Annotated in this window: 23 protein-coding genes; 16 read left to right on the forward strand and 7 right to left on the reverse strand. The window is 63.6% G+C overall.

What is annotated here, in order from left to right:
* The first annotated feature begins 11 nt into the window (after positions 1-11).
* The 5 genes from lptG to rsmA all read left to right on the forward strand — a co-directional run bounded on the left by lptG (position 12) and on the right by rsmA (position 6,648).
* The gene (gene lptG / locus AC0NID_RS26330) at positions 12-1,094 is read left to right on the forward strand and encodes an LPS export ABC transporter permease LptG (RefSeq protein ID WP_473457446.1); all 1,083 of its coding nucleotides are present in this window, start codon (positions 12-14) and stop codon (positions 1,092-1,094) included.
* Positions 1,094-3,520, forward strand: coding sequence for an LPS-assembly protein LptD (locus tag AC0NID_RS26335; protein WP_473457444.1), 2,427 nt, complete (start codon positions 1,094-1,096; stop codon positions 3,518-3,520). The genes lptG and AC0NID_RS26335 overlap by 1 nt, the downstream gene beginning before the upstream one ends.
* 251 nt (positions 3,521-3,771) lie before the next feature.
* Positions 3,772-4,707, forward strand: coding sequence for a peptidylprolyl isomerase (locus AC0NID_RS26340; protein ID WP_473457443.1), 936 nt, complete (start codon positions 3,772-3,774; stop codon positions 4,705-4,707).
* Positions 4,704-5,738, forward strand: a complete 1,035-nt coding sequence (gene pdxA / locus AC0NID_RS26345) for a 4-hydroxythreonine-4-phosphate dehydrogenase PdxA (RefSeq protein ID WP_473457479.1) — start codon at positions 4,704-4,706, stop codon at positions 5,736-5,738. The genes AC0NID_RS26340 and pdxA overlap by 4 nt, the downstream gene beginning before the upstream one ends.
* A gap of 19 nt (positions 5,739-5,757) precedes the next feature.
* The gene (rsmA, locus tag AC0NID_RS26350) at positions 5,758-6,648 is read left to right on the forward strand and encodes a 16S rRNA (adenine(1518)-N(6)/adenine(1519)-N(6))-dimethyltransferase RsmA (RefSeq protein WP_473457442.1); all 891 of its coding nucleotides are present in this window, start codon (positions 5,758-5,760) and stop codon (positions 6,646-6,648) included.
* Here rsmA and gmk read toward each other — a convergent pair.
* From gmk to fabD, 7 genes are all read right to left on the reverse strand, one after another.
* On the reverse strand, positions 6,645-7,319 hold the full coding sequence (gene gmk / locus AC0NID_RS26355) for a guanylate kinase (RefSeq protein ID WP_473457441.1): 675 nt from the start codon (positions 7,317-7,319) through the stop codon (positions 6,645-6,647). The two genes, rsmA and gmk, sit on opposite strands and share 4 nt — an antisense overlap.
* A 5-nt stretch (positions 7,320-7,324) precedes the next feature.
* The gene (locus tag AC0NID_RS26360; RefSeq protein ID WP_473457440.1) at positions 7,325-8,215 is read right to left on the reverse strand and encodes a YicC/YloC family endoribonuclease; all 891 of its coding nucleotides are present in this window, start codon (positions 8,213-8,215) and stop codon (positions 7,325-7,327) included.
* 179 nt (positions 8,216-8,394) lie between these two features.
* Positions 8,395-9,621, reverse strand: coding sequence for an endolytic transglycosylase MltG (gene mltG, locus AC0NID_RS26365; protein WP_473457439.1), 1,227 nt, complete (start codon positions 9,619-9,621; stop codon positions 8,395-8,397).
* 102 nt (positions 9,622-9,723) lie between these two features.
* Entirely contained in the window at positions 9,724-10,986 is a 1,263-nt protein-coding gene (gene fabF / locus AC0NID_RS26370) for a beta-ketoacyl-ACP synthase II (protein WP_473457438.1), read from the reverse strand.
* Positions 10,987-11,020: 34 nt separating this feature from the next.
* Entirely contained in the window at positions 11,021-11,257 is a 237-nt protein-coding gene (locus tag AC0NID_RS26375) for an acyl carrier protein (protein WP_006203723.1), read from the reverse strand.
* Between the two features lie 189 nt (positions 11,258-11,446).
* Positions 11,447-12,184 (reverse strand): 3-oxoacyl-[acyl-carrier-protein] reductase, encoded by a 738-nt coding sequence (fabG, locus tag AC0NID_RS26380; protein WP_473457435.1) that lies wholly within the window; start codon positions 12,182-12,184, stop codon positions 11,447-11,449.
* A gap of 58 nt (positions 12,185-12,242) precedes the next feature.
* Positions 12,243-13,196, reverse strand: coding sequence for an ACP S-malonyltransferase (gene fabD / locus AC0NID_RS26385; RefSeq protein WP_473457434.1), 954 nt, complete (start codon positions 13,194-13,196; stop codon positions 12,243-12,245).
* A 265-nt stretch (positions 13,197-13,461) separates the two neighbouring features.
* Between fabD and AC0NID_RS26390 the strand changes: the two genes are divergently transcribed.
* The 11 genes from AC0NID_RS26390 (at position 13,462) to purF (ending at position 25,730) form a co-directional block, all read left to right on the forward strand.
* The gene (locus AC0NID_RS26390; protein ID WP_473457433.1) at positions 13,462-15,387 is read left to right on the forward strand and encodes an LTA synthase family protein; all 1,926 of its coding nucleotides are present in this window, start codon (positions 13,462-13,464) and stop codon (positions 15,385-15,387) included.
* 303 nt (positions 15,388-15,690) lie between these two features.
* Complete coding sequence (rpsF, locus tag AC0NID_RS26395) at positions 15,691-16,185, forward strand: 30S ribosomal protein S6 (RefSeq protein WP_473457432.1); 495 nt, start codon at positions 15,691-15,693, stop codon at positions 16,183-16,185.
* Positions 16,185-16,433, forward strand: coding sequence for a 30S ribosomal protein S18 (gene rpsR / locus AC0NID_RS26400; RefSeq protein ID WP_006203718.1), 249 nt, complete (start codon positions 16,185-16,187; stop codon positions 16,431-16,433). Before rpsF ends, rpsR begins: the two co-directional genes overlap by 1 nt.
* A gap of 210 nt (positions 16,434-16,643) precedes the next feature.
* A complete protein-coding gene (gene rplI, locus AC0NID_RS26405) occupies positions 16,644-17,228 on the forward strand; it encodes a 50S ribosomal protein L9 (RefSeq protein ID WP_473457430.1) in 585 nt (194 codons plus the stop codon).
* A 175-nt stretch (positions 17,229-17,403) separates the two neighbouring features.
* A complete protein-coding gene (locus AC0NID_RS26410) occupies positions 17,404-18,693 on the forward strand; it encodes a class I SAM-dependent methyltransferase (RefSeq protein ID WP_473457429.1) in 1,290 nt (429 codons plus the stop codon).
* Between the two features lie 83 nt (positions 18,694-18,776).
* Complete coding sequence (locus AC0NID_RS26415; protein WP_473457428.1) at positions 18,777-19,100, forward strand: YnfA family protein; 324 nt, start codon at positions 18,777-18,779, stop codon at positions 19,098-19,100.
* A gap of 3 nt (positions 19,101-19,103) precedes the next feature.
* Positions 19,104-20,066, forward strand: coding sequence for a small ribosomal subunit Rsm22 family protein (locus AC0NID_RS26420; RefSeq protein ID WP_473457427.1), 963 nt, complete (start codon positions 19,104-19,106; stop codon positions 20,064-20,066).
* A gap of 249 nt (positions 20,067-20,315) precedes the next feature.
* Complete coding sequence (locus AC0NID_RS26425) at positions 20,316-21,806, forward strand: replicative DNA helicase (RefSeq protein WP_473457425.1); 1,491 nt, start codon at positions 20,316-20,318, stop codon at positions 21,804-21,806.
* A gap of 250 nt (positions 21,807-22,056) precedes the next feature.
* Positions 22,057-23,460 carry a DNA repair protein RadA gene (gene radA / locus AC0NID_RS26430; RefSeq protein ID WP_473457424.1) on the forward strand — a complete coding sequence of 468 codons (1,404 nt, stop codon included), beginning with the start codon at positions 22,057-22,059 and terminating at the stop codon, positions 23,458-23,460.
* Positions 23,461-23,507: 47 nt separating this feature from the next.
* The gene (locus tag AC0NID_RS26435; protein ID WP_473457423.1) at positions 23,508-24,182 is read left to right on the forward strand and encodes a CvpA family protein; all 675 of its coding nucleotides are present in this window, start codon (positions 23,508-23,510) and stop codon (positions 24,180-24,182) included.
* 78 nt (positions 24,183-24,260) lie between these two features.
* A complete protein-coding gene (gene purF, locus AC0NID_RS26440) occupies positions 24,261-25,730 on the forward strand; it encodes an amidophosphoribosyltransferase (protein WP_473457422.1) in 1,470 nt (489 codons plus the stop codon).
* Positions 25,731-25,829: the final 99 nt, after the last annotated feature.

Below are 25,829 nucleotides of genomic sequence, written 5' to 3' on the forward strand. Positions count from 1 at the left end.
TGGACACGCTAATGGGCTGGACTCTGGGCCGATACTTCTTCTTCCGTTACGTGACGATCACCATCTGGTTCTTCGTCGGTCTTCTGGCGCTTGTGTTCCTGATCGACTTCACAGAGCTTTCCAGCCGCACGACCGGTGTGCCCGGCTTCACCTACGGCACAGCGTTCGCCATTTCAGGGCTGAGGATGCCGATGATCATGCTGCAGACAGTGCCGTTCGTCGGGCTGTTCTCGGCGATGGCAACGCTGGTCTCGCTCAACCGCAGATATGAACTGGTCATCGCACGTTCCGCCGGCGTGTCCGCGTGGCAGTTCCTGCTGCCGTGCTGCATCGGGGCGCTGCTGTTCGGCGTGCTGTCGGTCGGCGTCATCAATCCGATCGCCGCGCATGCGTTTACCTGGTCCGAAAGAATCGAGACCCAGCTCCGCTCCGGCAAGTCGAACGCCGCCTCGGCCGATGCCGCGCCCTGGATCCGGCAGAAAACCAGTTCCGGCGATACCATCATCGGCGCGCGCGCCATTCTCAACCAGGGCATGGAGATGGCCAACGCCGTCTTCTTCGTTCTCAGCCCGAAAGGCGACATCGTCGAACGCAAGGATGCGGTGCACGCCTTCTTGCGGGATGGCTACTGGGAGCTGCAGGACGTCAAGGTTTTCCGGGACGGCAAGATCCAACCGATGGCAAGCGACCGGGTGCCGACCAATCTCAAGCCCGAATTCGTGCAAGAGCGGCTGGCGCGCCCGGAGACCATTCCCTTCTATGATCTGCCCAGCAAGATCGAGGTTGCCCGCTCCTTCGGCCTCAAGGCAAATGCCTTTGCCATGCAGTTTGATTCGCTGGTGGCGCTACCGTTTCTCCTCGTCGCCATGACGCTGATCGCCGCAACGGTGTCGATGCGATTTGCAAGGATGGGACAATCCGCGACGATGATTCTGGGTGGCGTCCTGGCCGGGTTTCTGCTTTATGTCGTGACGGTGCTGGTCAAGGCATTCGGCGTGGCGGGATTCGTACCCACAGTCGTCGCTGCATGGGTTCCGGTTGTCGTGGCTATGTTCTTCGGGGTGACTTTCTTGCTGTACAAGGAAGACGGCTAGTGAGGGGGGCTGTTTTGCGTAGCCATAGGCAGGCCGGTCTGGCACGCCTCTATGGGGCGAGCGCCTTGGCATGCCTGCTCGCTTGCGTCGTCCCGACTGTTCCGGCTTCCGCCCAGAATGTCAGCGATATGGCGCCGGACGTTCCCGCCGGCTCGCAAATGCTGCTGGCGGCAGATACGCTGGTTTACGACAACGACAAACAGACGGTAACGGCGGTCGGCGGGGTCCAGATCGATTATGGCGGCAACCGCCTCGTTGCCCAGCGGGTGGAATACAACCGCAACACCCAGCGCCTCGTCGCCAGCGGCAATGTCGAGGTCATCAACAGCGACGGCACCAAGATCTATTCGCAGCATGTCGACATCACCGACGATTTCGCCGACGGCTTCGTCAACGCGCTGCGTGTCGAAACCGTCGACAAGGCGTATTTCGCCGCCGAAAGCGCGGAGCGCATGGGCGGCGTGCTGACGACGTTCCACAATGGCGTCTACACGGCGTGCGAGCCCTGCGCGGACAAACCCGACAAGGCCCCGACCTGGCGCATCAAGGCCAGGAAGATCATCTGGAACGGCGAGAAGAAGACGGTCCGTTTCGAGAATGCGAATTTCGAATTCTTCGGCTTTCCGCTCGCCTATCTGCCGGCCTTCGAGATTGCCGACCCTACCGTCAAGCGCAAGAGCGGCTTCCTGAACCCCAGCATTGCCTATAAGAGCGACCTCGGGGCCGGCATAAAGGTGCCCTATTATTTCGCGCTTTCGCCGACCTATGACCTCACCGTCGCCGGCAGCGGCTATACCAAGCAAGGCTTCCTAGGCGAGGCCGAATGGCGCCAGCGCTTCAACAACGGCCAGTACAGCCTGAAGATCGCCGGTATCTACCAACAAAACCCCGATGAGTTCATCGACAGCTACGGCCCCACCGTCGATTCAGGTGCGGCAGGCGACCCGAACAAGTTTCGCGGAATGATGGGCACCAAGGGGCAGTTCGCTATCAATCCGCGCTGGGACTTCGGCTGGAATGTCCTGTTGCAGACCGACAAGAACTTCTCGCGCACCTACGCCATCGAAGACTTCAACGATAGCGTGCATCGCTCGGAGATCTATCTGACCGGCCTCAACGGCCGCAACTATTTCGACGTGCGCGCCATGCGCTTCGAGGTCCAGGAAAAGACGCTCCCTGACGATCCGACCGCACGCGCCGGCAAGCAGCCCTGGGTGCTGCCCTCGCTCGACTACGCCTACATCCCCGACATGGCGGTGGCCGGCGGGCAATTGTCGTTCAATGTCAATGCACAGGCCATCAGCCGCGACAGGCTGGATGTAGTCTACGCCATCCCTGACGATCCTACCTCGGACGTCCAGCGCGTGCGCGGCATCGAAGGCCAATCGGGCCGCCTTACCGCCGAAGCCGAATGGAAGCGCACCTTCACCACCGATGGCGGGCTGCTGCTGACGCCATTGCTGGCGCTGCGCGGCGACGCCGGCTATGTCAATGCCTCTTCGCCCTCGCTCACCGCCATCAACGAGATGGCAATGAACCCGGATATAAACACCAGCGCTGACATGCGCACCTCGCTCACCCGCTACATGGCGACCGCCGGACTGGAGATGCGCTGGCCGGTGCTGTTTTCGTCGATCAATTCCAGCCATATCTTCGAGCCGATGGCGCAGGTCTTCGTGCGTCCGAACGAGCAATATGTCGGTGGCCTCGCTGTCCCCAACGAGGACGCTCAGAGCCTCGTCTTCGACGCCACGACATTGTTCGAGCGCGACAAGTTCTCCGGTTACGATCGCATGGAGGGTGGCTCGCGCGCCAATGTCGGGGTGCGCTATTCCGGCGCCTACGACAATGGGTGGAGCACGAACGCCCTGTTCGGCCAATCCTATCAACTGGGCGGCCACAACTCGTTCGATTCACCGGACCTGGTCAATGTCGGCGCCTATTCCGGTCTTGAGACCGAGACCTCCGACTATGTTGGCCTTGTCGGCTTCAGCAGCCCCAGCGGGCTTTCCGGTTCGGTCAGTGGGCGTTTCGACGAACAGAGCTTCGAGGTCCGCCGCGCCGAGGTGAAGGCAGCCTATTCCGGCCTGCCGATTTCGTTCAGCGCCAAATACGCCTTCATACAGGCACAGCCGCTCTATGGCTTCACGACCGATCGCCACGAGGTCACGCTCGGCGCCTCGACGCAACTTGCCGAGAACTGGCGTGTTTTCGGCACCGGCACCTATGATCTGGAGCAAAGTCTCCTGGTCAAGGACGGGATCGGTTTTGCCTATAGTGATTCATGCTTCACTTACTTGATGACATTCTCGGAAACCCGCGACCTGAACACCAGGGAAGTGTCGCAGAATGTCGGCTTCAATCTGTCGTTTCGCACGCTGGGCGATTTCGGCTCGTCACAAAGCTCCTTCGGAGCTATCCAGTAGCAGACGACCGGCCAGCAGCAGACGACCGGCCAAAAACAGACGGCCGGGACGGACAGACGGCCAACGCATCGGCCTGAGATCGGAATCAGATTTTAAGAAGACACGATGCGTAGATTCAAAATGCTGGAGCGCACCTTGCGCGCCCAAGTGGACGCAGGTCGCTTAGCGACATCGTTTCGCCGCATAAGGCAGGCACGGGTTAGCTCCCTCAAAATAAGATAGAATTGGGCCGGAACCGGGATAAAATTGGGATGCTTTCGATGAGGAAATACCTCTTTTCGGCAGGGTTCGCGCTGCTGGTGGCGACGACCTCGGCCTCGATCACCATGACGACGCCGCCGGCTTTCGCCAGCCAGATCAAATACGTCGTCAACAACGTACCGATCACCACCGGTGACATCCAGCATCGTGCGGCTTTCCTGCGCCTGCAGCGCAGGAAAGGCGACGCCGCAAATGAAATGATCGAGCAGACGCTGCGCCTCGCCGAAGCCAAGCGTCTCGGCATCCGCATCGGCGACGCCCAGGTCGACGCCGCCTACCAACGCTTCGCCACGACCAACAAGATGCAGCTCAAGCAGCTCGATGGCGTCATGGCGCAGTCCGGCGTCGGCAAGGAGCATTTCAAGGAGTTCATCCGCGCCCAGATGGCCTGGAACCAGGCGCTGACCGCGCGCCATCGCTCCGAGAGCGGCGGCGGTGCCATGAGCGAGCAGGACGCGGTCAGGCGCATGCTCGACAAGGGCGGCGCCAAGCCGACCGCGATGGAGTACATGCTGCAGCAGGTCATCTTCGTAATTCCGGCGGCCGAGCGCAGCGCAACGCTTGCCAAGCGCAAGCGGGAGGCCGACGCCATGCGCGCCCGCTTCAACGGCTGCGACACCTCGCGCCAATTTGCCAAGGGCCTGATCGACGTCACCGTTCGCGATCTCGGCCGGGTGCTGGCGCCGCAATTGCCGCCGGAATGGGCCGACCAGATCAAGGCCACCAAGGTCGGAGGCGCCACCCCGACGCGCCAGACGGACCGCGGCGTCGAGTTCATCGGCATCTGCTCGTCGCGCGAAGTGTCCGACGACAAGGCCGCCCAGATGGTGTTCCAGAGCGAAGGCTCGACCGGCAAGGACGCCGACGAGCTCTCCAAGAAGTATGTCGAGGAGTTGCGGAAGAAAGCCCGCATCGTCGAGCGCTGAAGTCGCCAGAGGCAGCGCTCCCGCTGGCGCTGAGCGTCGGCGACCCGTCCGGCGTCGGGCCTGAAATCGCCATTGCCGCCTGGCAGGCGCGCGACAGCGCCGGTGTGCCGCCCTTCTATCTTATCGCCGATCCGGCGCTGATTGCCGCACGGGCGCGCCGGCTCGGCGCCGATGTGCCAATCACGGAGATAGCGCCGGCCGAAGCGGCGCGCGTCTTTACACGCGCCCTGCCAGTCGTGCCGCTTGTCGCCCGCTTCGTCGACGGCCCCGGCCGGCCGGACCCGGCCAACGCCGCCGGCATCATCGAGGCCATCGACCGCGCTGTTGATGATTGCCTTGGCAGCCGCGCCGCGGCGGTCGTCACGTGCCCGATCGCCAAGAAGCCGCTCTACGATGCCGGGTTCCGTTTCCCCGGTCACACCGAGTATCTGGCGCATCTGGCGACGCTCCACACCGGTGCCGAAGCGATGCCGGTGATGATGCTTGCAGGTCCCGAGTTGCGCACGGTTCCGGTTACCATCCACATTGCGCTATGCGAGGTGCCGAGGGCGCTGACGACGGACTTGATCGTCGCGACCGCCCGCATCACCGCCGCCGACCTCGAACACCGCTTCGGCATCGTCAAGCCGCGGCTTGCCATTGCCGGCCTCAATCCGCATGCCGGCGAAGGCGGCGCGATGGGTACGGAGGACGAGCACATCATCCGGCCGGCGGTCGACAGACTGAGGGCGGAGGGCATCGACGCCTTCGGTCCGCTGCCGGCCGACACGCTGTTCCATGCCCGCGCCCGAGCCGGCTACGATGTGGCGCTGTGCATGTATCACGACCAGGCGCTGATCCCGGCCAAGGCGCTTGCCTTCGACGAGGCTGTCAACGTCACGCTCGGCCTGCCGTTCATCCGCACCTCACCGGATCACGGCACCGCCTTCGATATCGCCGGCAAGGGCACGGCCTGGGCCGACAGCCTGATCGCGGCGCTAAGGCTCGCCCGCAGGCTCGCCGACACCGGGGCGAAGGCTACCGCCGCATGAGCGCCCCGAGGCCGGCCGCATGAGCGCCGACGGGCTGCCGCCGTTGCGCGCGGTGATCGAACGCCACGGACTGCAAGCGAAAAAGGCGCTTGGCCAGAATTTCCTGCTCGACCTCAACCTTACCGGCAGGATCGCACGCGCCGCCGGCGACCTGACCGACGCCATGGTGATCGAGGTCGGTCCGGGTCCCGGCGGCCTGACCCGGGCGTTGCTTTCCCACGGCGCAGGTCGGGTCATCGCCATCGAGCGCGACGAGCGCTGCCTGGCGGCACTAGCGGAAGTGTCGGACCATTACCCTGGCCGGTTGGAGATCATTGCCGGCGATGCGCTGAAGACGGATTTCGCAGCGCTTGCAAAAAAGGCGCATCAGGGTGGTGGATCCGTGAAGATCGTCGCCAACCTGCCCTACAATATCGGCACCGAACTTTTGGTACGCTGGCTCACCGTCGCCGAGTGGCCGCCCTTCTACGCATCGATGACGCTGATGTTCCAGCGCGAGGTGGCCGAGCGCATCGTCGCCCGCCCCGGCAGCGATGCCTATGGCCGGCTGGGCGTGCTGGCAGGCTGGCGGACGGAGGCGAGAATCGCTTTCGACGTGCCGCCGCAAGCGTTCACGCCGCCGCCCAAGGTGACCTCCTCGGTGGTGCATCTGGTGCCGCGGGCAAGCCCACTGCCCGCCGAGGTCAAGAAGCTCAGCCGCGTCACCGAAGCAGCCTTCGGCCAGCGCCGCAAGATGCTGCGGCAGAGCGTCAAGAGCCTCGGCGGCGAAGCCCTGCTTACCCGCGCCGGCATCGATCCGACACGGCGGGCCGAAACCTTGAGCGTCGAAGAATTCGTGCGGCTGACGAATGCGATTGGAGAAGTTGCCGATCTCCCCCTCGTGGGTAAGATTGGCGCTCCACCGCACTAATCTGTCTTCTCGTCCAACAGCCCTGAGACGAAATCGAACAGGCCGGGCCGGCGGTCGCGCCTCAGCCGCTCGGCGGTGACGATGCCGCGGACCTCGGCGAAGGCACGGTCGAGATCGTCGTTGACGATGACGAAATCATATTCCTTCCAGTGCTCGATTTCGTTGCGGGCGTTCTTCAGCCGCGTCTCGATCACCTGCTCCTGGTCCTCGGCGCGGCGCTTCAACCGCGCCTTCAACTCCTTCATCGAAGGCGGCAGGATGAAGATCGAGACGATGTCGGCGCGCATCTTCTCCTTGAGCTGCTGGGCGCCCTGCCAGTCGATGTCGAACAGCATGTCGCGGCCTTGCGCCAGCGCCAGTTCCGCCGGCTCGCGCGGCGTCGCGTAGCAATTGCCATGCACTTCGGCCCATTCGAGTAGTTCGTCGGAATCGCGCAGTCGTTCGAACTCGCGCATGGTGCGGAAATGATAATGGACGCCCTCAATCTCGCTGCCGCGGCGTGGCCGCGTCGTGACGGAGACCGACAGTTCGAGACTGGAATCGCTTTCCAGAAGATTGCGCGCGATCGTCGACTTGCCGGCGCCGGACGGCGACGACAGCACGAGCATCAGGCCTCGGCGACGAATCCGGGAACCCAGATCCTTGGCAACCATCGGCTCCTTGGCGACCATCAGGGCTACTCCAGATTCTGGACCTGTTCGCGGAACTGGTCGACGACCGCCTTCAGCTCCAGCCCTATGGCAGTGACCGTAGCGGCGTTCGACTTCGAACACAGCGTATTCGATTCGCGGTTGAATTCCTGCGCCAGAAAATCGAGCTTGCGGCCGATGGCGCCGCCGCCTGCCAGCAGCACCCGGCCGGACGCGACATGCGTCTTAAGCCTGTCGATCTCCTCGCGGATGTCGGCCTTGGTGGCCAGGAACGCAGCTTCCATATGCAGCCGGCTGGCGTCGAGGGCGGCGGAAGCATCCATAAGCAGCCGGACCTGCTCGGCAATCCGTTCGCGGATCACGGCCGGCTCGCGCGACGGATCGGCCTCGGCGCGCAGCGTCAGCGCCTCGATGGCATCGATGTGGCCAGACAGCAGCGAACGCAGGGCGGCGCCCTCGCCCTGGCGTGCCTGCTCCAGCCCGCTCAGCGCCACGTCGAGCGCCGCCAGGATCGCGCCTTCGAGCGCCGCCCGCGCCTCTTCGGTCTCGGTGGTTTCGGGGATATCGAGCACGCCGCGCAGCGAAAGCAGCCCGTCAGCGGTCGCAGGCGCCACGCCGAACTGCTCCTGCAGCCGCTTGGCCAGCCCCGCCAGATCCCTCAGGAAGGCCTCGTTGACAATGGGCTGCGCCTGTTGGCCGGCGGCGCGGCCGACGGTCAGCGTGGCCTGGAAATTGCCGCGCGCAAAACGCTTCTGCACCGTCTGCCTGACAGACGGCTCCAGTCGCTCAAGGCCCTGCGGCAGCCGCAGCCTGACCTCGACGCTCTTGCCGTTGACCGACTTGACCTCCCAGGCGATCGACGTGCCGTCATGTTCGGCAACGGCCCGTGCAAAACCGGTCATGCTCTGCAAATTCATGATGCCCTTGCGTCCCCTGGCGCATGATCCCGGAAGCGGTTCCGGGCCAGATCATGCGCGACTTCAAAAATGCCGGAGCGTCTCTTCGCGCGAATCGGACGCAAGGTGCTCCTGATCAAAAAAATAGCACATCGCTGCCGTCAAACGGATCGGAGGGACGATCTCGGAACCCTCCGGCGCTACTGCGCCGCCCCCGCGTCACCGTCCACCGGCGCATCGGTCTGGCCTTCTACCTTGGCGGCTTCGGCCTTGGCGGCATCCGCCTTGGTGGCCTCATCGGCCAGCTTCCTCTGCAGCGCCCGGTAGCGGGCGACGTTTTCGTTGTGCTCGGCGAGCGTCGCGGCAAAGACGTGACCGCCGGTGCCGTCTGCGACGAAATAAAGGTCGTCGGTCTTCGATGGGTTGGCAACGGCTTCCAGCGCGGCACGGCCGGGATTGGCGATCGGCGTCGGCGGCAGGCCGTTGATCAGGTAGGTGTTGTAGGGCGTCGGCTTCTGGATGTCCGACTGGTAGATCGGGCGGTCCGCGGGTTTGCCTTTGCCGCCGAACAGGCCGTAGATAATGGTCGGGTCGGACTGCAGCCGCATGCCCTTAGCCAGCCGGTTGAGGAAGACGGCGGCAACGCGCGAGCGTTCATCGCCTCTGCCTGTCTCCTTCTCGACGATCGAAGCCAGAATGACGAAGTCGTCGACACTGGCCAGCGGCAGGTCGGGCGCACGCCGCTGCCAGACATCCTCGACCAGCTTCTTCTGGTCCGCCAAAAGCTTCTCGACCATCTGCTGGCGCGTCGCGCCGCGGGTGAAGCGCAGCGTGTCGGTAGCGAGGCTACCCTCGGGTGGAATGGTCGCCGGCATATCGCCGTCGAGCGCTGCCTGATCGGCAATGCGCTGCAGCGCCTGCTCGACGGTCAGCCCCTCTGGGACGGTCAGCGAATACATCACCGACTTGCCGCTCTTCAGCAACTCCATGATGTCGCGCATGGAGGCCTGCGGCTTGATCTCGTATTCGCCTGCCTTCAGTGCGGCATCATTGCCAAAGGCGCGCACGCCAAGGCGGAAGATGCGCGCGTCGCTGATCAGTCCGCGCCGCTCGAGTTGCTCGGCAATTTCCTGGACTCCGGTGTTCGGCTTGACCAGGAAGGTGTCGGCATTGGCCGACGGGCCAGGCCCGTTGAATTCCTGCTTGCCGAAATACAATGCAAAGCCGGCCGCCAGAACCATCAGCATCACCAAGGAGATGACGAAGTTCATGAACACGACGAACTGGCTGCGCGAAGCGCGCGAGCGCTTGGGTGGCGGGGTGCCGGCTTCAGGCCGCAGCGCCTCGCTGGCCGTCTTCGGCATGATCGGGCTCGACGGTGCGGGCCGTTGCCCGAATTCCCCGTTGTCCGCCGAATTTGTGTTCATGGCGCCCTGCCGTTTGATCTTGCAACGAATCCCCGTGGGCAGAGTAGGGCCGAATATGGCAAAATTGACGGCACGCGCAAACCGTGCCGATCGGCGGACCGGTCAGCCATTGTAGCGCTGGAAGACCAGCGAGGCGTTGGTGCCGCCGAAGCCGAAGGAATTGGACAGCGCCACGTCGACCTGGCGGGCGCGCGGCTTGTGCGGCACCAGGTCGATCGCCGTTTCGCGCTCCGGATTGTCGAGATTGATGGTGGCCGGCGCGATGTTGTCGCGAATGGCGAGGATCGAAAAGATCGCCTCGGCAGCGCCCGCCGCGCCCAGAAGGTGACCTATCGACGACTTGGTCGACGACATCGATATTTTCGATGCGGCGTTGCCGACCAGCCGCTCGACAGCGCCAAGCTCGATCGTGTCGGCCATGGTCGAGGTGCCATGCGCGTTGATGTAGTCGACGTCTGCCGGCGTCAGCTTGGCCCGGTTCAGCGCCGCTACCATGCAGCGGAAGGCGCCGTCGCCGTCCTCAGCCGGCGCGGTGATGTGATAGGCATCGCCGGTCAGTCCGTAACCGGTGACCTCGGCATAAATCCTGGCGCCGCGCGCCTTGGCGTGTTCCAGCTCCTCCAGAATGACCACGCCGGCGCCCTCGCCCATGACGAAGCCGTCCCGGTTGCGATCATAAGGGCGCGAGGCCGTTTCCGGGGCGTCGTTGCGGTCGGTGGACAGCGCCCGGCAGGCGGCGAACCCGGCGATCGACAGCCGCGTCACCGGCGCCTCGGTGCCACCTGCGACCATCACATCGGCATCGCCCCACATGATCAGCCGGGCGGCATCGCCGATGGCGTGCGCGCCGGTGGAGCAAGCGGTGACTACGGCGTGGTTGGGGCCTTTCAGCCCATGCCGGATCGAGACCTGGCCGGAGACGAGGTTGATGATCTGGCCGGGGATGAAGAACGGGCTGATGCGGCGCGGACCGCGCTCCTTCAGGATCATCGCGTTCTCGGCAATGCCTTCGATGCCGCCGATGCCCGAGCCGATCAGCACGCCGGTGGCGCACTGCTCCTCATGCGTCTTCGGCGCCCACCCCGAATCCTTCAAGGCTTCGTCGGCCGCCGCGATGCCGTAGAGAATAAAGTCGCCGATCTTGCGCAGTTCCTTCGGCTCGAGAACGGCCTCGGGATTGAAGGTAGCGTTCTCGCCGTTGCCGCGCGGAACGACGTGAGCGATCTTGCAGGCAAGATCCTCCACTTCGAACTCGGTGATGCGCTTGGCTGCGCTGCGGCCGGTCAGAAGCTCCTTCCAGCTATGCTCGAAGCCCATGCCGAACGGCGACAGCAGCCCAAGGCCCGTGACGACGACACGCCTCATCGCAGGTCCTCCCAGGTGGTGACTGCAAATAGCGTCAGGCCGAAGCCTTGTCGATGTACTTCACCGCATCGCCAACAGTCAGGATGGTTTCGGCCGCATCGTCCGGAATCTCGACGCCGAACTCTTCTTCGAACGCCATGACGAGTTCGACCGTGTCGAGGCTGTCCGCGCCCAGATCATCGATGAAGCTCGCCTGCTCCGTCACCTTGTCGGCATCGACACCAAGGTGCTCGATAACGATCTTCTTGACGCGCTCTGCGGTGTCACTCATTTGGGCATCCTCGTCTTTTGGTTGTCTGTCTTCGTTAGCGGGCAGAATGCCGCTAATCAAGCTGAAAGATGGTCCTGCCGGAAACGCAACGGCACCGGACCGGTTTTTGCCCGAACCGCCGGGTTGCGGGCCGCATTACACGAAAATCGGCTTGGGTCCAAGGCGAAAACGGGTCTTTTCCCGCAACTGTCAAATCATCGCCATGCCGCCATTCACGTGGATGGTCTGGCCGGTGACATAGGCAGCTTCGTTGGAAGCGAGGTAGGCGACGGCGGAAGCGACTTCGGCGGTGGTGCCCATGCGCCGTGTCGGAATCGCCGCCATGATCGCTTCTTTCTGCTTGTCGTTGAGCTTATCGGTCATCGCCGATTCAATGAAGCCCGGGGCGACGCAGTTGACCGTGATGTTGCGGGTGGCGATCTCTTGCGCCAGCGATTTGGAAAAACCGATCATGCCGGCCTTGGAGGCGCAGTAATTGGTCTGGCCCGGATTGCCGGTAACGCCGACCACCGAGGTGATGTTGATGATGCGGCCGTGACGGCGCCGCATCATCGGATGGGTGAGCTCGCGGGTCAGCCGGAACACGGCGGTCAGATTGACCTCGAGCACCGTATCCCAGTCGGCGTCCGCCATGCGCACGAACAGCCCGTCCTTGGTGATGCCGGCATTGTTGACGAGAATGTCGACGCCGTCGAGATCAGCCTCTACCTTCTGGCCGAGCGCCTTGACCTCGTCGCGATTGGAAAGATTGGCCGGGAACAGCTTGACCCGGTCGCCGAGTTCAGCCGCCAGTGTTTCCAGCTTTTCGACGCGGGTGCCGTGCAGGCCGACGATTGCGCCCTGCGCATGCAGCACCCGGGCGATCGCCTCGCCGATGCCTCCCGATGCGCCTGTGACGAGCGCCTTGCGACCGGTCAATTCGAACATTCTTGTCTCCTGAGTCCTAAGAACACCCTTTCATACGGGTGGATCAAATCGCGGTTGATTATGCAAGCGCCACCAGCGCCGCTTCGACATCGGCGGCGGTGCCGACGGCGCCTGTGGTGATGTCGCGGTCGATGCGCCTCGCCAGTCCTGACAGCACCTTGCCGGCGCCCACCTCGTAGAGCGTCGCAACGCCGTTCGCGCCGAACCATTCCACCGTTTCGCGCCAGCGCACGCGGCCGGTCACCTGTTCGACCAGGCGGCGGGCGATTGCGTCCGGATCGCTGGACGGGGTGACCGACACGTTGGAGACCACGGGCACGAACGGCGCGTTCTTCGTTACCCCGGCCAGCGCCTCGCGCATGATCTCGGCCGCCGGTGCCATCAGTGCCGAATGGAAAGGTGCCGAAACCTGCAGCATCAGCGCCCGCTTGGCGCCCTTTTCCGTGCACAGCGTCGCCGCAAGTTCGACAGCCGCCCTGGCGCCCGAGATTACCAGCTGGCCGCCGCCATTGTCGTTGGCGATCTGGCAAACCGAGCCTTTGGCCGAAACTTTAGCAGCTTCAGCGCAGGCAGCTTCGACATCGGCCTGCTCCAACCCGATGATCGCCGCCATGGCGCCCTCACCGGCCGGCACTGCCGCCTGCATGGCATTGCCGCGGATACGCAAGAGCCGGGCGGCATCGGCGATCGAAACGAAACCGGCGGCGGCAAGTGCCGAATATTCGCCGAGCGAATGACCGGCGACATAAGCAATCTTGTCCTTCAGCGAGAAGCCGCGCGATTCCAGCGCCCGGATCGCGGCAAGCGACACAGCCATCAGCGCCGGCTGGGCGTTGGCGGTCAGTGTCAGCGTCTCTTCCGGCCCATCCCAGATCAGCTTCGACAGGTTTTCGCCGAGCGCGTCATCGACCTCTTCGAAGATCTTCCGCGATTCCGGAAAGGTGTCGGCAAGTTCCTTGCCCATGCCGACAGCCTGGCTGCCCTGTCCGGGAAAGGTGAATGCAACGGCCATATGTGCTCCCAAGCGGCTGATTTTTCCTGCCTGTGACGCAAGGCGGGCGGGCAAGTCAAGTCCGCCATCGACCCACTCCAGCTCGCTCTAGCTCGGCATCACTGGCCGAGTGCCTGTTCCAAAAGGCTTTTTGGCGATCACTCCTGATGAAAATCGCTCACGATTCGTTTGCTGGCTCTTCTTATTTCAGCCACAGACGCTAGCTTTTCGTGACAGATCGATGACAGTTCAGTGACGTTTTGTTAGTGGTCGGGGGAATTGTAAGGTGGCAAGGACTAGGAAAGGCGCAGGCAATGCCGCGCCACAGTTTCTGGAAGGCGATCCGGCCACCGGCTATCTGCCGGGCCGGAAATGGCCTGTTATCCGTTACGGCCTCGTCAGCCTGCTCGCCGCCGCCATTCTGGTGTTTGCGATCGAACTGATCGTGCGCGGCAGCTTTGCCGGCACCGTCACCTTCTTCCTGCAGCCCCTCAAGCCGGGCTGGACTACCATCATCATCTTCGCGCTGATCCTGATCGGCCTCGACGCCGTGCTCGGCCGCAGCCACCAGAGCCTGATGATCGTCGCGCCGCTGACGCTGGCGCTGGCCTTTATCGGCCATCAGAAATCGCTCTATCTCGGGGATCCGCTCTATCCAACCGACTTCTTGTACTCACGCCAGATCGTGGCGCTGATGCCGCTTCTGGTGCGCGATCGCCCGGGAACCGCCCTCGCCCTGGCGGTAGGCATTGTCGTCGGGCTGTCGCTGCTCCTCCATGGCTGGCGCCAGTGGCGCCGCCGGGTGCCGGCGCTCAGCCGCAAGGGCCGCCTTGCCCGGCTGACATTGACCGTGCCGCTGCTCGCCTTCTTCGTCTCGATCATGGATTACGCGACTTTCTCGTGGACCCGCGACCGGTTGCAGATCATTCCGATAATGTGGGACCAAAAGGAAAACTACGCCTCCAACGGATTCGCGCTTGCCTTCGCGCTCAACGTGCCGATGGCCCATGTCAAGGCGCCCGCCGGGTACTCCGACAAATCGATCGCGGCGATCGACAGGCCTGGCGTGACGGCCTCTGTACCGGCAAAAAAGCCCGACATCATCATCGTCATGAGCGAATCTTTCTGGGATCCGACCGGGCTGCCCGGCGTCACCATCACGCCCGACCCGATTCCCAACGTGCGGGCGCTGCGCTCGGGCTACATGTTCTCGCCCGAATTCGGCGGCATGACAGCCAATGTCGAGTTCGAGGCGCTGACTGGCTTTTCCAACGCCTTCCTGCCGGCCGGAAGCATCCCCTACCAGCAATATGTCCGCGCGCCCGTGCCGTCGATGGCGACGTTCCTGAAGAGCCAGGGCTACGAGACGCGCGCCATCCATCCGGGCACGAACTGGTTCTGGAACCGCACGCCAGTCTATAAGGATTTCGGCTTCGACGACTTCAAGTCGGAAGAGAACATGCCATACCTCGAAAAACGCGGACCGCTGGCCTCGGATGCGGCAATGACCGACGAGATCATCCGCGAAGCCGACGCCGCTGACGATCCGTTCTTCTTCTTCGCCGTCAGCCTGCAGAACCACGGACCCTATGAGCCGAACCGCTACTACAATCCGACCCACAAGGTGCAGGCGCCGACCAGCCAGTGGGCGAAGGATTCGCTGCTGAGCTTCACAGAGGGTGCATCCGACGCCGACAAGGGCCTCGGGCGCCTTGTCGAATGGGCGAAGAACCGCAAACGGCCGACGGTCATCGCCTTCTTCGGCGACCATCTGCCGCCGCTCGGTCCGGTCTACGTCGAGACCGGCTTCCTCAAGGACAATGTCGCGCCGCGCAAGGAGCCGCCTGACCAGATGCTGCTGCATCACCAAACGCCGCTGATCGTATGGTCGAACCGCACCGGCCCGGCCGAGGACATGGGTGCGGTGAGCCCGGCCTTCCTGCCCTACCATATCCTGACCACGGCCGGGATAAGCCACCCCTATTACACTGGCTTTCTTGGCCAGATGCGCGAGCATTTCCGTGTCGTCGACCGCAATCTGCTGTTGACGCCGGCGGGCGAGGCTACGCCGGACTGGGCGCGCAAGAAGGAAATCGACCCGGCCATTCGCGATTTCCGTCTGCTGCAATACGACATGATGTTCGGCAAGCGCCGTGCAGCGCCCGATTTCTTCCCGGAAACGGTGAACAAGCTCGTTCCCCATACAAGTTGACCCTGCCACGGCGCGACACGTCGCCCTTGCAGCGGCGAGTTTTCGCCTTGCCCTTGCCTTGCGGCCAAATTGCTGTATAGACGCCCGCAATCTGCCGGTCCTTGCTGGGGGCTGAACGGAGGGCCGGAGGTTTTTCGAAACCTTCGTGTGAAGCCAGAAGTGCTTCCGCCTCCCGTGTCTCCGCTCTCGACCGTCTCGTCATGCTCCTTTCTTCCCCGCACCTTCGGGACTAGCGGGTCAGAGAAGTTGCAGAGGCTTTTGCCGCCGGGACCGGGAGAGAAACGAAGAAAGGCAAATAACAATATGGCTCTTTACGAACATGTGTTTCTTGCCCGGCAGGACCTCTCGCAGCAGCAGGTCGATGCGCTTGTCGAACAGTACAAGGGTGTCATCTCCGCCAATGGCGGGTCCGTCGGCCGAGTCGAGAACTGGGGACTGAAGTCCCTTACCTACCGGGTCAACAAGAACCGGAAGGCATACTACACGCTGATGGACATCACCTGCCCGCCGGCGGCGCTCAACGAGATGGAGCGCCAGATGGGCCTGTCCGAGGATGTGCTGCGTTTCCTCACCGTCAAGGTCGATGCGCATGAGGAAGGCCCGTCGGCGATGATGCAGAAGCGCGAAGAGCGCTCGGAGCGAGGCAGCTTCGGCGACCGCGATCGCGGTCCGCGCTCGTTCGGCGACCGCGATCGCGGCGACCGTGGCGATCGTCCGCCGCGCAGCTTCGGTGGCGACGCCGGTGCAGACCGTGGTCCGCGCCGTCCGCGCGAAGGTGTTGAAGGGGGTGCAGAATAATGGTCGACATCAATCAGATCCCGACCCGGCGCCCCTTCCATCGCCGCCGCAAGACCTGCCCGTTCTCCGGCGCCAACGCGCCCAAGATCGACTACAAGGACGTGCGTCTTCTGCAGCGCTACATCTCCGAGCGCGGCAAGATCGTGCCGTCGCGCATCACCGCCGTCAGCCAGAAGAAGCAGCGCGAACTCGCAAAGGCGATCAAGCGCGCCCGCTTCCTCGGCCTGCTGCCCTACGTGGTTCGCTAACACTCGTGAGCGGGCGGTTCGCCGCCCGCTTCTCCCACGGCGACGGGCGCCGCAGGGTTTGCCATCAAATCCCGGGTTGAGGTGAAGACCTCTAACTGCCGCGACAGGCAGGACAGCGACATAGGCGGCGACGCCCTCAGCTTCCTGACCTGTTCCAGACAATTCGGCGTCGATGCCCAGTGATTGGCGCCCAAACGAAGGAACAAAACCATGGAAGTCATTCTTCTCGAACGCGTTTCCCGTCTCGGCCAGATGGGCGATACCGTCAAGGTCAAGGACGGATTCGCCCGCAACTTCCTGCTGCCGCAGGGCAAGGCGCTTCGCGCCAACGAAGCCAACAAGAAGAAATTCGAAGGCCAGCGCGCCCAGCTCGAAGCCCGCAACCTCGAGCGCAAGTCCGAGGCTATGCAGATTTCGGAAAAACTCGACGGCAAGAGCTTCATCGCCGTGCGTTCGGCCGGCGAAACCGGTCAGCTCTACGGCTCGGTGTCGACTCGCGACATCGCCGAGCTGCTGATCGCAGAAGGCTTTTCCGTCAACCGCAACCAGATACTGCTCAACCAGCCGATCAAGACCATCGGTCTTACCAATGTGGCGATCGCGCTGCATCCGGAAGTCGAGGTTACCATCACGCTCAACATCGCCCGCACGGCCGACGAAGCCGAGCGCCAGGCCCAGGGCGAGACGCTGACCACCGCCGAAGCCATCTATGGCGAAGATATCAACGACAATGCGCGCCCGGAGAACTTCTTCGACCCCAATGCCGAGTTCGAGGGCGGCGAAGACAACGCCTGATCACATACGGCCGGGCGTCGGCACGGCGTTCCGGTCACTTAGTCGGCTCCAATCGTTTGTGGACCAATGCCCGGGCCTCTCGCCCGGGCATTTTTGTGCCAAAAGGAACTTTTCGAAACCCTATATGTTGATGCAGAATAGGACAGCGTGTCTGACCGAGAGGGGACGTTTGGTCATGAATATTCTGTTGAAGCGCGTTCTCGACCGCCTGGTGCGCACCGGCAATCTCAAAGTCACCGGACCGAAAGGCCGGTCGGTTATGTTCGGCGACGGCAGCGGCGAGCCGGTGCACATGCACATCAAGACGGCGCATGCCGAGCGTGCCATCACCTTCGATCCGATGCTGGCGGTGCCGGAAGCCTATATGGACGGAGAGCTCGACATACTCGAGGGCGGCGTGCTGGGAGTGATGCGCATCGCCTTCCAGAACATGGGCAGCGGCGGGATCGACGCGACCTGGTCGAAGGCGATAGAGGGCCTGCGCCACGCCTTCCGCCGCCTGCAGCAAATCAACACGGCGGCGCGCGCCCGCCGCAACGTGCAGCGCCACTATGATCTGTCGGGCGACCTCTACCGGCTCTTTCTCGACGAGGACATGCAGTATTCCTGCGCCTATTTCGAGCAGCCGGACATGACGCTCGACGAGGCGCAGGCCGCCAAGAAGCGCCACATCGCCGCCAAGCTCAGGCTGAAAGCCGGCCAGACGGTGCTCGATATCGGCTCCGGCTGGGGCGGGCTCGGCCTCTATCTCGCCAAGTCCTTCGACGTGGACGTGCAAGGTGTCACGTTGTCGACCGAGCAGCATGGCGTCGCCACCGACCGCGCCCATGCGCAAGGTCTGGAAAACCGCGTGCATTTCGAGTTGAGGGATTACCGCGAGCTCAACGAGCGCTTCGACCGCATCGTCTCGGTCGGCATGTTCGAGCATGTCGGCGTCAACCACTTCCGCATCTTCTTCGACAAGTCGGCGACGCTGCTCAAGCCGGACGGCGTCATGCTGCTGCACACGATCGGCCGCTCCGGCGTGCCGTGGGCAACCAGCGCCTTCATCCGCAAATACATTTTCCCCGGCGGCTACATCCCCTCGCTCTCGGAAGTGATGCCGGCGATCGAAAAGTCGGGCCTCATCGTCACCGATATCGAGATCCTGCGGCTGCACTATGCCGACACGTTGAAGCACTGGGGCGAGCGCTTCGCCGCAAATCGCAACAAGGCCAAGGCGATCTATGACGAGCGCTTCTGCCGCATGTGGGAGTTCTATCTGGCAGCATCGGAAGCAGCCTTCCGCTGGCAGGATCTGGTGATCTTCCAGATCCAGATCGCCAAAAAGAACGACACGCTGCCGATGTCTCGAGACTATATGGCCAAATGCGAGAAGGCGCTGGAGATGCGCGACATGGGGCATCGCCTAAAAGCCCCTGCCGCCAAGCCCGTGCGGCGGCGCAAGGTGGCGGATCCGGAATAACTGCCGGCCGCCACGCCATTGCCGCTTGCCATTGCCTGCCTGCATGCCGAAAAAGGTCTCGCCGTCGCCACGAGACCCTCTTCATGACCTATCTCATCTACATCATCGCTGCCCTTGCCGAGATCGCCGGCTGCTTTTCGATCTGGGCATGGTGGCGACTGGAAAAGTCGCCGCTGTGGCTGGCGCCAGGCATAGTCTCGCTCGCCCTGTTCGGCTTTCTGCTGGCGCTGGTGGACATCAGTGCGGCGGGCCGCGCCTATGCCGCCTATGGCGGCGTTTACATCGCCGCCTCGCTCGGATGGCTTTGGCTGGTGGAAGGCGTGCGCCCCGACCGCTGGGACCTTGCCGGTTCCGCGCTCTGCATCGTTGGCGCCTCGATCATCCTGCTCGCGCCTAGGGGGGCGTGAGCCATGGAACTGCCGATCCCGCTTCGACAGGGTGTCGAGAGTCTCCTCGAAAAGGTGCCGCTGCCGACGTTGAAGCAAGCGGCAAAAACGCTGTCCGACCGTTACCGCGCCGAACTGCGCGATGGTCGCCTGCATATGGCCGAAGAGATGGCGGTCAAGGCCTATCTGGCGACCCGGCTGCCGGCGACCTATGCCGCCATCCGTGCCAGCCTTGATGCGCTCAGCGAGGCAAGGCCCGATTATGCTCCGAAAACCCTGCTCGATGTCGGCGCCGGCCCCGGTACGGTGCTTTGGGCCACGATCGATCTCTGGCCCGACCTCGAACAGGCGGTGTTGCTCGAGGCGGGCGCCGCGGTGCGCCGTGTCGGGGAAACCCTTGCCGCAGACGCGATGACGGCCAAAATCGCCTGGCTGGCCGGGGATGTCACCATCGACCTTGGCAATCTCAAACCAGCCGAGCTGGTTACCTGTGCCTATGTGCTGGACGAGATCGCGCCGGCGTCGCTGCCAAAGCTCATCGACCGGCTCTGGCAGCTGACAGGCGACACGCTTCTGGTCGTCGAGCCGGGCACGCCGGCCGGATGGCAGCGCATCCTTGCCGTGCGCCGGCACCTCATCGAGGCAGGCGCGCATGTGCTTGCCCCTTGCCCGCATGAGGCACCCTGCCCGCTCACAGCCCCCAACTGGTGCCATTTTTCGCGCCGTGTCGCACGCTCGCGCCTGCACCGGCTGGCCAAGGACGCCGACGTGCCATGGGAGGACGAGAAATTCATTTTCGTGGCTGCCTCGCGGCAAGCTGCCTCGTCACGTGCCGCGCGGGTGATCGCGCCGCCGAAATCCGGTTCAGGCAAGGTTCTGCTCAAGCTTTGCCAAAAGGACGGCAGCGCTAGCGAAAAACTGTTCACCAAGCGCGATGGAGATGCATTCAGGCTGGTGCGACGGCTCGACTGGGGCGACACAATCTAGTCTCGCGCCGATTCCTGGTGCAGCTTCCTCCTCTTCGATTTTGTTCTTGATTTGTTCAATGCATCGCGTAGAATCGCGACCTTGCAGAGTCAACTGGAATCGGGGCACGGGAATTCTGTCCTGTGGACGGTTTGCCGTTCCTGTGAACAGCGGGCATCAAGGCAAGTTCCACGCGCAGTGATGCAGATAAGTCAGCACCGGCTTTTTCTCGTTCTGATATCGAGAACCGGGATCGGATTCGGGGACATCATGGCAGAGGCAGCGCGAAAATTCGGCGTGGCGGAGCAACCGCTTTATCGTGAGGCGCCGAATAACATCGAGGCCGAGCAGGCGCTGCTCGGCGCCATCCTGGTCAACAACGATGCCTTCTACCGCGTCTCGGACTTCCTCAAGTCGGGCCATTTCTACGAGCCGCTGCATAGAAAAATCTTCGAGGTCGCCGCCGAACTCATCCGCATGGGCAAGATAGCGACACCGATCACGCTGAAGACCTTCCTGCCGGCCGACGAGAAGGTCGGCGACATGACGGTTGCGCAATATATCGTGCGATTGGCCGTCGAGGCGGTCACCGTCGTCAACGCCGCCGACTACGGCCGGGCCATCTACGATCTCGCCACGCGGCGCGCGCTGATCACCGTCGGCGAAGACATGGTCAACATCGCCTATGATGCGCCGGTCGACATGTCGCCGTCCGAGCAGATCGAGGATGCCGAACGGCGCCTGTTCGAACTGGCCGAGACCGGCCGCTACGACGGTGGCTTCGAGAGCTTCACCGACGCGGTGAAGACCGCCGTCGACATGGCCAACGCCGCCTATATGCGCGACGGGCATTTGTCGGGCGTCGCAACGGGCCTGCGCGATCTCGATCGCCGCATGGGCGGCCTGCAGCCGTCCGACCTGATCATCATCGCCGGCCGCCCCGGCATGGGCAAGACCTCGCTCGCCACCAACATGGCTTTCAACATCGCCGAGGCCTATGTGCCGGCGCAGCAGGCCGACGGTTCGTTCAAGGCGGCCAATGGCGGCGTGGTCGGTTTCTTCTCGCTCGAAATGTCGTCGGAACAGCTCGCCACCCGCATCATTTCCGAGCAGACCGAAATCCCGTCGTCGAAGATCCGCCGCGGCGAGATCAGCGAGATGGATTTCGAAAAGCTGGTCGCCTGCTCACAGACCATGCAGAAGATCCCGCTGTTCATCGACCAGACCGGCGGTATCTCGATCGCGCAGCTTTCTGCCCGCGCGCGGCGGCTGAAGCGGCAGCGCGGCCTCGACGTCATCGTCATCGACTATATCCAGCTGATGCAAGGGTCGAGCGCGAAATCCTCGCAGAACCGCGTGCAGGAGATCACCGAGATCACCACCGGCTTGAAGGCGCTGGCCAAGGAGCTTGCCGTGCCGATCATCGCGCTGTCGCAGCTCTCGCGTCAGGTTGAAAGCCGCGACGACAAGCGCCCACAGCTCTCGGATCTGCGCGAATCGGGTTCGATCGAGCAGGACGCCGACGTGGTGCTGTTCGTCTACCGGGAGGAATACTACCTGAAGAACCGCGAGCCGAAACCCGGCACCGACGAATACATCAAATGGGAAAACGAGATGAACGAGATGCGCGGCAAGGCCGAGGTCATCGTAGCCAAGCAGCGCCATGGGCCGACCGGCTCGGTCAGCCTCGCCTTCCAGGGCGAGTTCACCCGCTTCTCCGACCTTGCGGAAGAGCATCATATCGCGGAGAGGTTTGAGTAGCGTTTGACGGACGACGCACCAAAAATGCGGGACGGCGGCGCTCTACGGCGTCCCCCTCTGTCCTGCCGGACATCTCCCCCACGAGGGGGGAGATTGGCCGTCATCTACGCCAGCCCTTTTTTCTGCAACGCCGAAAATTGGCGAAACCCGAAGCGCAATCCGATCTCCCCCCTCGTGGGGGAGATGTCCGGCAGGACAGAGGGGGGCGCGAAAGATCACGGCGCTCGCCAGTTGGCGGGAAGGTAGCAGCTTGGCCAAATCCCGCGTCCAGTTCATCTGCCAGAATTGCGGTTCGGTGCATCAGCGCTGGGCGGGCAAATGCGATGCCTGCGGCGAGTGGAACACGCTGGTCGAGGAAGGTACGTCCGGCGGTATCGGCTCGGGTCCGGCCAACTCCCGCAATGCGCGCAAGGGCCGCGCGGTGGTGCTCACGACTTTGTCCGGCGATATCGAGGACGCGCCGCGCATCGTGTCCGGCATCGGCGAACTTGACCGCGCCACCGGTGGCGGCTTCGTGCGGGGCTCTGCCCTTCTGGTCGGCGGCGATCCCGGCATCGGCAAGTCGACGCTACTGACCCAGGCAGCCGCCGCACTGGCGGCAAAGGGCCACCGCATCGTCTATGTCTCCGGCGAGGAGGCCGTTGCCCAGATCCGGCTGCGCGCGCAACGGCTCGGCGTCGCCTCGACCCCGGTCGAACTGGCCGCCGAGACCAATGTCGAGGACATCCTCGCCACCATCGCCGACGGCAAGCGGCCGGACCTGGTGATTCTCGATTCGATCCAGACCTTGTGGACCGACATGGCCGATTCTGCGCCCGGCACCGTCACCCAGGTGCGCGCCTCCGCCCAGGCGATGATCCGCTATGCGAAATCCACAGGGGCGGCGATCGTGCTGGTCGGCCACGTCACCAAGGACGGCCAGATCGCCGGGCCGCGCGTCGTCGAGCACATGGTCGACGCGGTGCTTTATTTCGAGGGCGAAGGCGGCCACCACTACCGCATCCTGCGCACGGTCAAGAACCGCTTCGGGCCGACCGACGAGATCGGCGTCTTCGAAATGTCTGACATGGGCCTGCGCGAGGTCGCCAATCCGTCCGAGCTTTTTCTCGGCGAACGGCATGCAAAAGCGCCGGGTGCGGCGGTTTTCGCCGGCATGGAGGGAACCCGCCCGGTGCTGGTCGAGATCCAGGCACTCGTGGCGCCGTCGTCTCTGGGCACCCCCCGCCGCGCTGTCGTGGGCTGGGACGGCGCCCGGCTGTCGATGATCCTCGCCGTCCTCGAAGCCCATTGCGGGGTCCGCTTCGGTACCCACGACGTCTATCTCAATGTTGCCGGCGGCTACCGCATTTCGGAGCCGGCCGCCGATCTAGCGGTGGCGGCCGCGCTGGTTTCCTCGCTCACCGGTCTTGCCCTTCCGGCCGATTGCGTCTATTTCGGCGAAATCAGCCTTTCGGGCGCCGTAAGGCCGGTTGCGCATGCGCAGCAGCGCCTGAAGGAAGCCGAAAAGCTGGGTTTCGGAAGCGCGGTTCTGCCCTTGGGCAGCGAGGAACTTGCCGGGGGGATAGGGGCCGGCGCTTTCCAGCCCACCGAGCTTGCCGATCTCGTGGCGCGCATAGCCGGCTCACGGCGCAGCCGCGCCGACGAGCAAGAGTGACGCGGCTCGCCGAGTCGTGAAAAAGAGACCGGAGTGGGGCAAAAGACATGCCGATTACGCTGCTTGACGGAATTCTCGTCGGCTTCACCTTGGTCTCGGCGATGCTCGCCATGGTTCGCGGCTTTTCGCGCGAGGTCCTCTCCATCATCTCCTGGATAGCGGCGGCAGCAGCGGCGTTCTTCTTCTACAAACCGGTCCTGCCTTATGTTCAGCCCTATGTCGACAATGAGAAGGTTGCCATGGTGGCCTCCGCGGGCATCGTCTTCATCATCGCGCTGATTGTCGTTTCCGTCATCACCATGAAGCTCGCCGACTGGATCATCGATTCCAGGATCGGCGCGCTCGACCGCACGCTCGGTTTCCTCTATGGCGCGGCGCGCGGCATCCTGGTCGTCGCGGTAGCCCTGCTGTTCTTCAACTGGCTGGCCGGCGAGAAGGCTCCGGGCTGGGTCGCCAACGCCAAGTCGCGACCGCTGCTCGAATCGATCGGCGCCAAGCTCGAAAGCCTCCTGCCCGAGGATCCGGAAAACGCGATCCTCAACAGGCTCAACCCGAATCAGCCGGCACCCGAGACCGGTGCCGAGACACCCCCGGCGGCGGACGCACCCGCGGCGGACGCGCCGGCAACCGGCGACGAGACCGACGCTCCGGCGCCCGACGACAGCGGAACCGACGCTCCGCCGGCCGACAATGCGCCGACCAATCCGGCGCCGGCAAACTGACGATCATGTGAGCGCTGCAAACTCTACGTTGCTCTCGAGCAGGCATCACACTATATAGCGACTTTAGCGGAGCTGAAGATGGCAGACGCAGACGACGTGCTTTCCGCCGAAGCCGACGATCATTTCCATGACGAATGCGGTGTGTTCGGTATTTTCGGCCGGCAGGACGCCGCAGCTATCGTGACGCTTGGCCTGCATGCGTTGCAGCATCGCGGCCAGGAGGCGGCCGGCATCGTTTCCTACGACGGCACCCAGTTTCATGTCGAACATCATGTCGGCCTGATCGGCGACACCTTCACCAAGCAGCGCGTCATCGACAGCCTGCAGGGCAACCGCGCCATCGGCCACACGCGCTACGCCACCACCGGTGGCGCCGGCCAACGCAACATCCAGCCGTTTTTCGCCGAGCTCGCCGAGGGTGGTTTCGCGGTCGCCCACAACGGCAACCTCACCAACGCCATGACCGTGCAGCGCGCACTGCAGAAACAAGGCGCGATCTTCTCATCGACCTCCGACACCGAGACGATCCTGCATCTGGTCGCCACCAGCAGGGAACGCGATCTCAACTCGCGCTTCATCGATGCGGTGCGCCAGGTCGAGGGTGCCTTCTCGCTGGTGGCGATGACGGCAAAGAAGATGATCGGTTGCCGCGATCCGCTCGGCATCCGCCCGCTGGTGCTCGGCGATCTCGATGGCGCCTGGATCCTGGCTTCCGAGACCTGCGCGCTCGATATCATCGGTGCGCGTTTCGTGCGCGACCTGAAGCCCGGCGAGATGGTCGTCGTCACCACCAAGGGCATCGAGAGCCTGTTTCCCTTCGAGCCGCAGAAAACCCGCTTCTGCATCTTCGAATATGTTTATTTCGCGCGTCCGGATTCGTCGGTCGAAGGCCGCAACGTCTACGAGGTGCGCAAGCGCATCGGCGCCGAATTGGCGCTCGAAAGCCCGGTCGAGGCCGATATCGTCGTGCCGGTACCGGATAGCGGCACACCGGCGGCGATCGGCTTTTCGCAGGCCGCGGGCATCCCGTTCGAGCTCGGCATCATCCGCAATCACTATGTCGGCCGCACCTTCATCCAGCCCGGCGATTCGATCCGCCACATGGGTGTCAAGCTCAAGCACAACGCCAACCGCCGCATGATCGAAGGCAAGCGCGTGGTGCTGGTCGACGATTCGATCGTACGCGGCACCACCAGCCAGAAGATCGTGCAGATGGTGCGCGATGCCGGCGCCAAGGAAGTGCACATGCGCATCGCATCGCCGCCGACGCGGGCTTCCTGCTTCTACGGTGTCGACACGCCGGAGAAGTCGAAGCTGCTGGCGTCGCGCATGTCGGTGGAAGAGATGGCCGAGTTCATCCGCGTCGATTCGCTCGGTTTCCTCAGTATCGACGGGCTCTACCGCGCCGTCGGCGAGGCCAGTCGCGACAATGAGCAGCCGCAATTCTGCGACGCCTGCTTCACCGGGCAATATCCGACTCGCCTTGCCGACTTCGAAGGCTCCGACAATGTGCGCACCCTGTCGCTCTTGGCGGCGGGCGGGTCGTAGGGCTGTCGGATCGCCATTTGCCTTCGCCAGTTTACCCCCCTCTGTCCTGCCGGACATCTCCCCCTCAAGGGGGGAGATCGGCTGAACGCAAGGGTTTCG

It is taken from the genome of Mesorhizobium sp. WSM4821 (assembly GCF_055901555.1).

Excerpts from the sequence above, each read along its gene's own strand:
- lptG (WP_473457446.1), top strand. The coding sequence starts at position 12 with ATGGGCTGGACTCTGGGCCGATACTTCTTCTTCCGTTACGTGACGATC.
- AC0NID_RS26340 (WP_473457443.1), top strand. The coding sequence starts at position 3,772 with ATGCTTTCGATGAGGAAATACCTCTTTTCGGCAGGGTTCGCGCTGCTG.
- rsmA (WP_473457442.1), top strand. The coding sequence starts at position 5,758 with ATGAGCGCCGACGGGCTGCCGCCGTTGCGCGCGGTGATCGAACGCCAC.
- gmk (WP_473457441.1), bottom strand. The coding sequence starts at position 7,319 with ATGGTCGCCAAGGAGCCGATGGTTGCCAAGGATCTGGGTTCCCGGATT.
- AC0NID_RS26360 (WP_473457440.1), bottom strand. The coding sequence starts at position 8,215 with ATGAATTTGCAGAGCATGACCGGTTTTGCACGGGCCGTTGCCGAACAT.
- mltG (WP_473457439.1), bottom strand. The coding sequence starts at position 9,621 with ATGAACACAAATTCGGCGGACAACGGGGAATTCGGGCAACGGCCCGCA.
- fabF (WP_473457438.1), bottom strand. The coding sequence starts at position 10,986 with ATGAGGCGTGTCGTCGTCACGGGCCTTGGGCTGCTGTCGCCGTTCGGC.
- AC0NID_RS26375 (WP_006203723.1), bottom strand. The coding sequence starts at position 11,257 with ATGAGTGACACCGCAGAGCGCGTCAAGAAGATCGTTATCGAGCACCTT.
- fabG (WP_473457435.1), bottom strand. The coding sequence starts at position 12,184 with ATGTTCGAATTGACCGGTCGCAAGGCGCTCGTCACAGGCGCATCGGGA.
- fabD (WP_473457434.1), bottom strand. The coding sequence starts at position 13,196 with ATGGCCGTTGCATTCACCTTTCCCGGACAGGGCAGCCAGGCTGTCGGC.
- rpsF (WP_473457432.1), top strand. The coding sequence starts at position 15,691 with ATGGCTCTTTACGAACATGTGTTTCTTGCCCGGCAGGACCTCTCGCAG.
- rpsR (WP_006203718.1), top strand. The coding sequence starts at position 16,185 with ATGGTCGACATCAATCAGATCCCGACCCGGCGCCCCTTCCATCGCCGC.
- rplI (WP_473457430.1), top strand. The coding sequence starts at position 16,644 with ATGGAAGTCATTCTTCTCGAACGCGTTTCCCGTCTCGGCCAGATGGGC.
- AC0NID_RS26410 (WP_473457429.1), top strand. The coding sequence starts at position 17,404 with ATGAATATTCTGTTGAAGCGCGTTCTCGACCGCCTGGTGCGCACCGGC.
- AC0NID_RS26415 (WP_473457428.1), top strand. The coding sequence starts at position 18,777 with ATGACCTATCTCATCTACATCATCGCTGCCCTTGCCGAGATCGCCGGC.
- AC0NID_RS26420 (WP_473457427.1), top strand. The coding sequence starts at position 19,104 with ATGGAACTGCCGATCCCGCTTCGACAGGGTGTCGAGAGTCTCCTCGAA.
- AC0NID_RS26425 (WP_473457425.1), top strand. The coding sequence starts at position 20,316 with ATGGCAGAGGCAGCGCGAAAATTCGGCGTGGCGGAGCAACCGCTTTAT.
- AC0NID_RS26435 (WP_473457423.1), top strand. The coding sequence starts at position 23,508 with ATGCCGATTACGCTGCTTGACGGAATTCTCGTCGGCTTCACCTTGGTC.
- purF (WP_473457422.1), top strand. The coding sequence starts at position 24,261 with ATGGCAGACGCAGACGACGTGCTTTCCGCCGAAGCCGACGATCATTTC.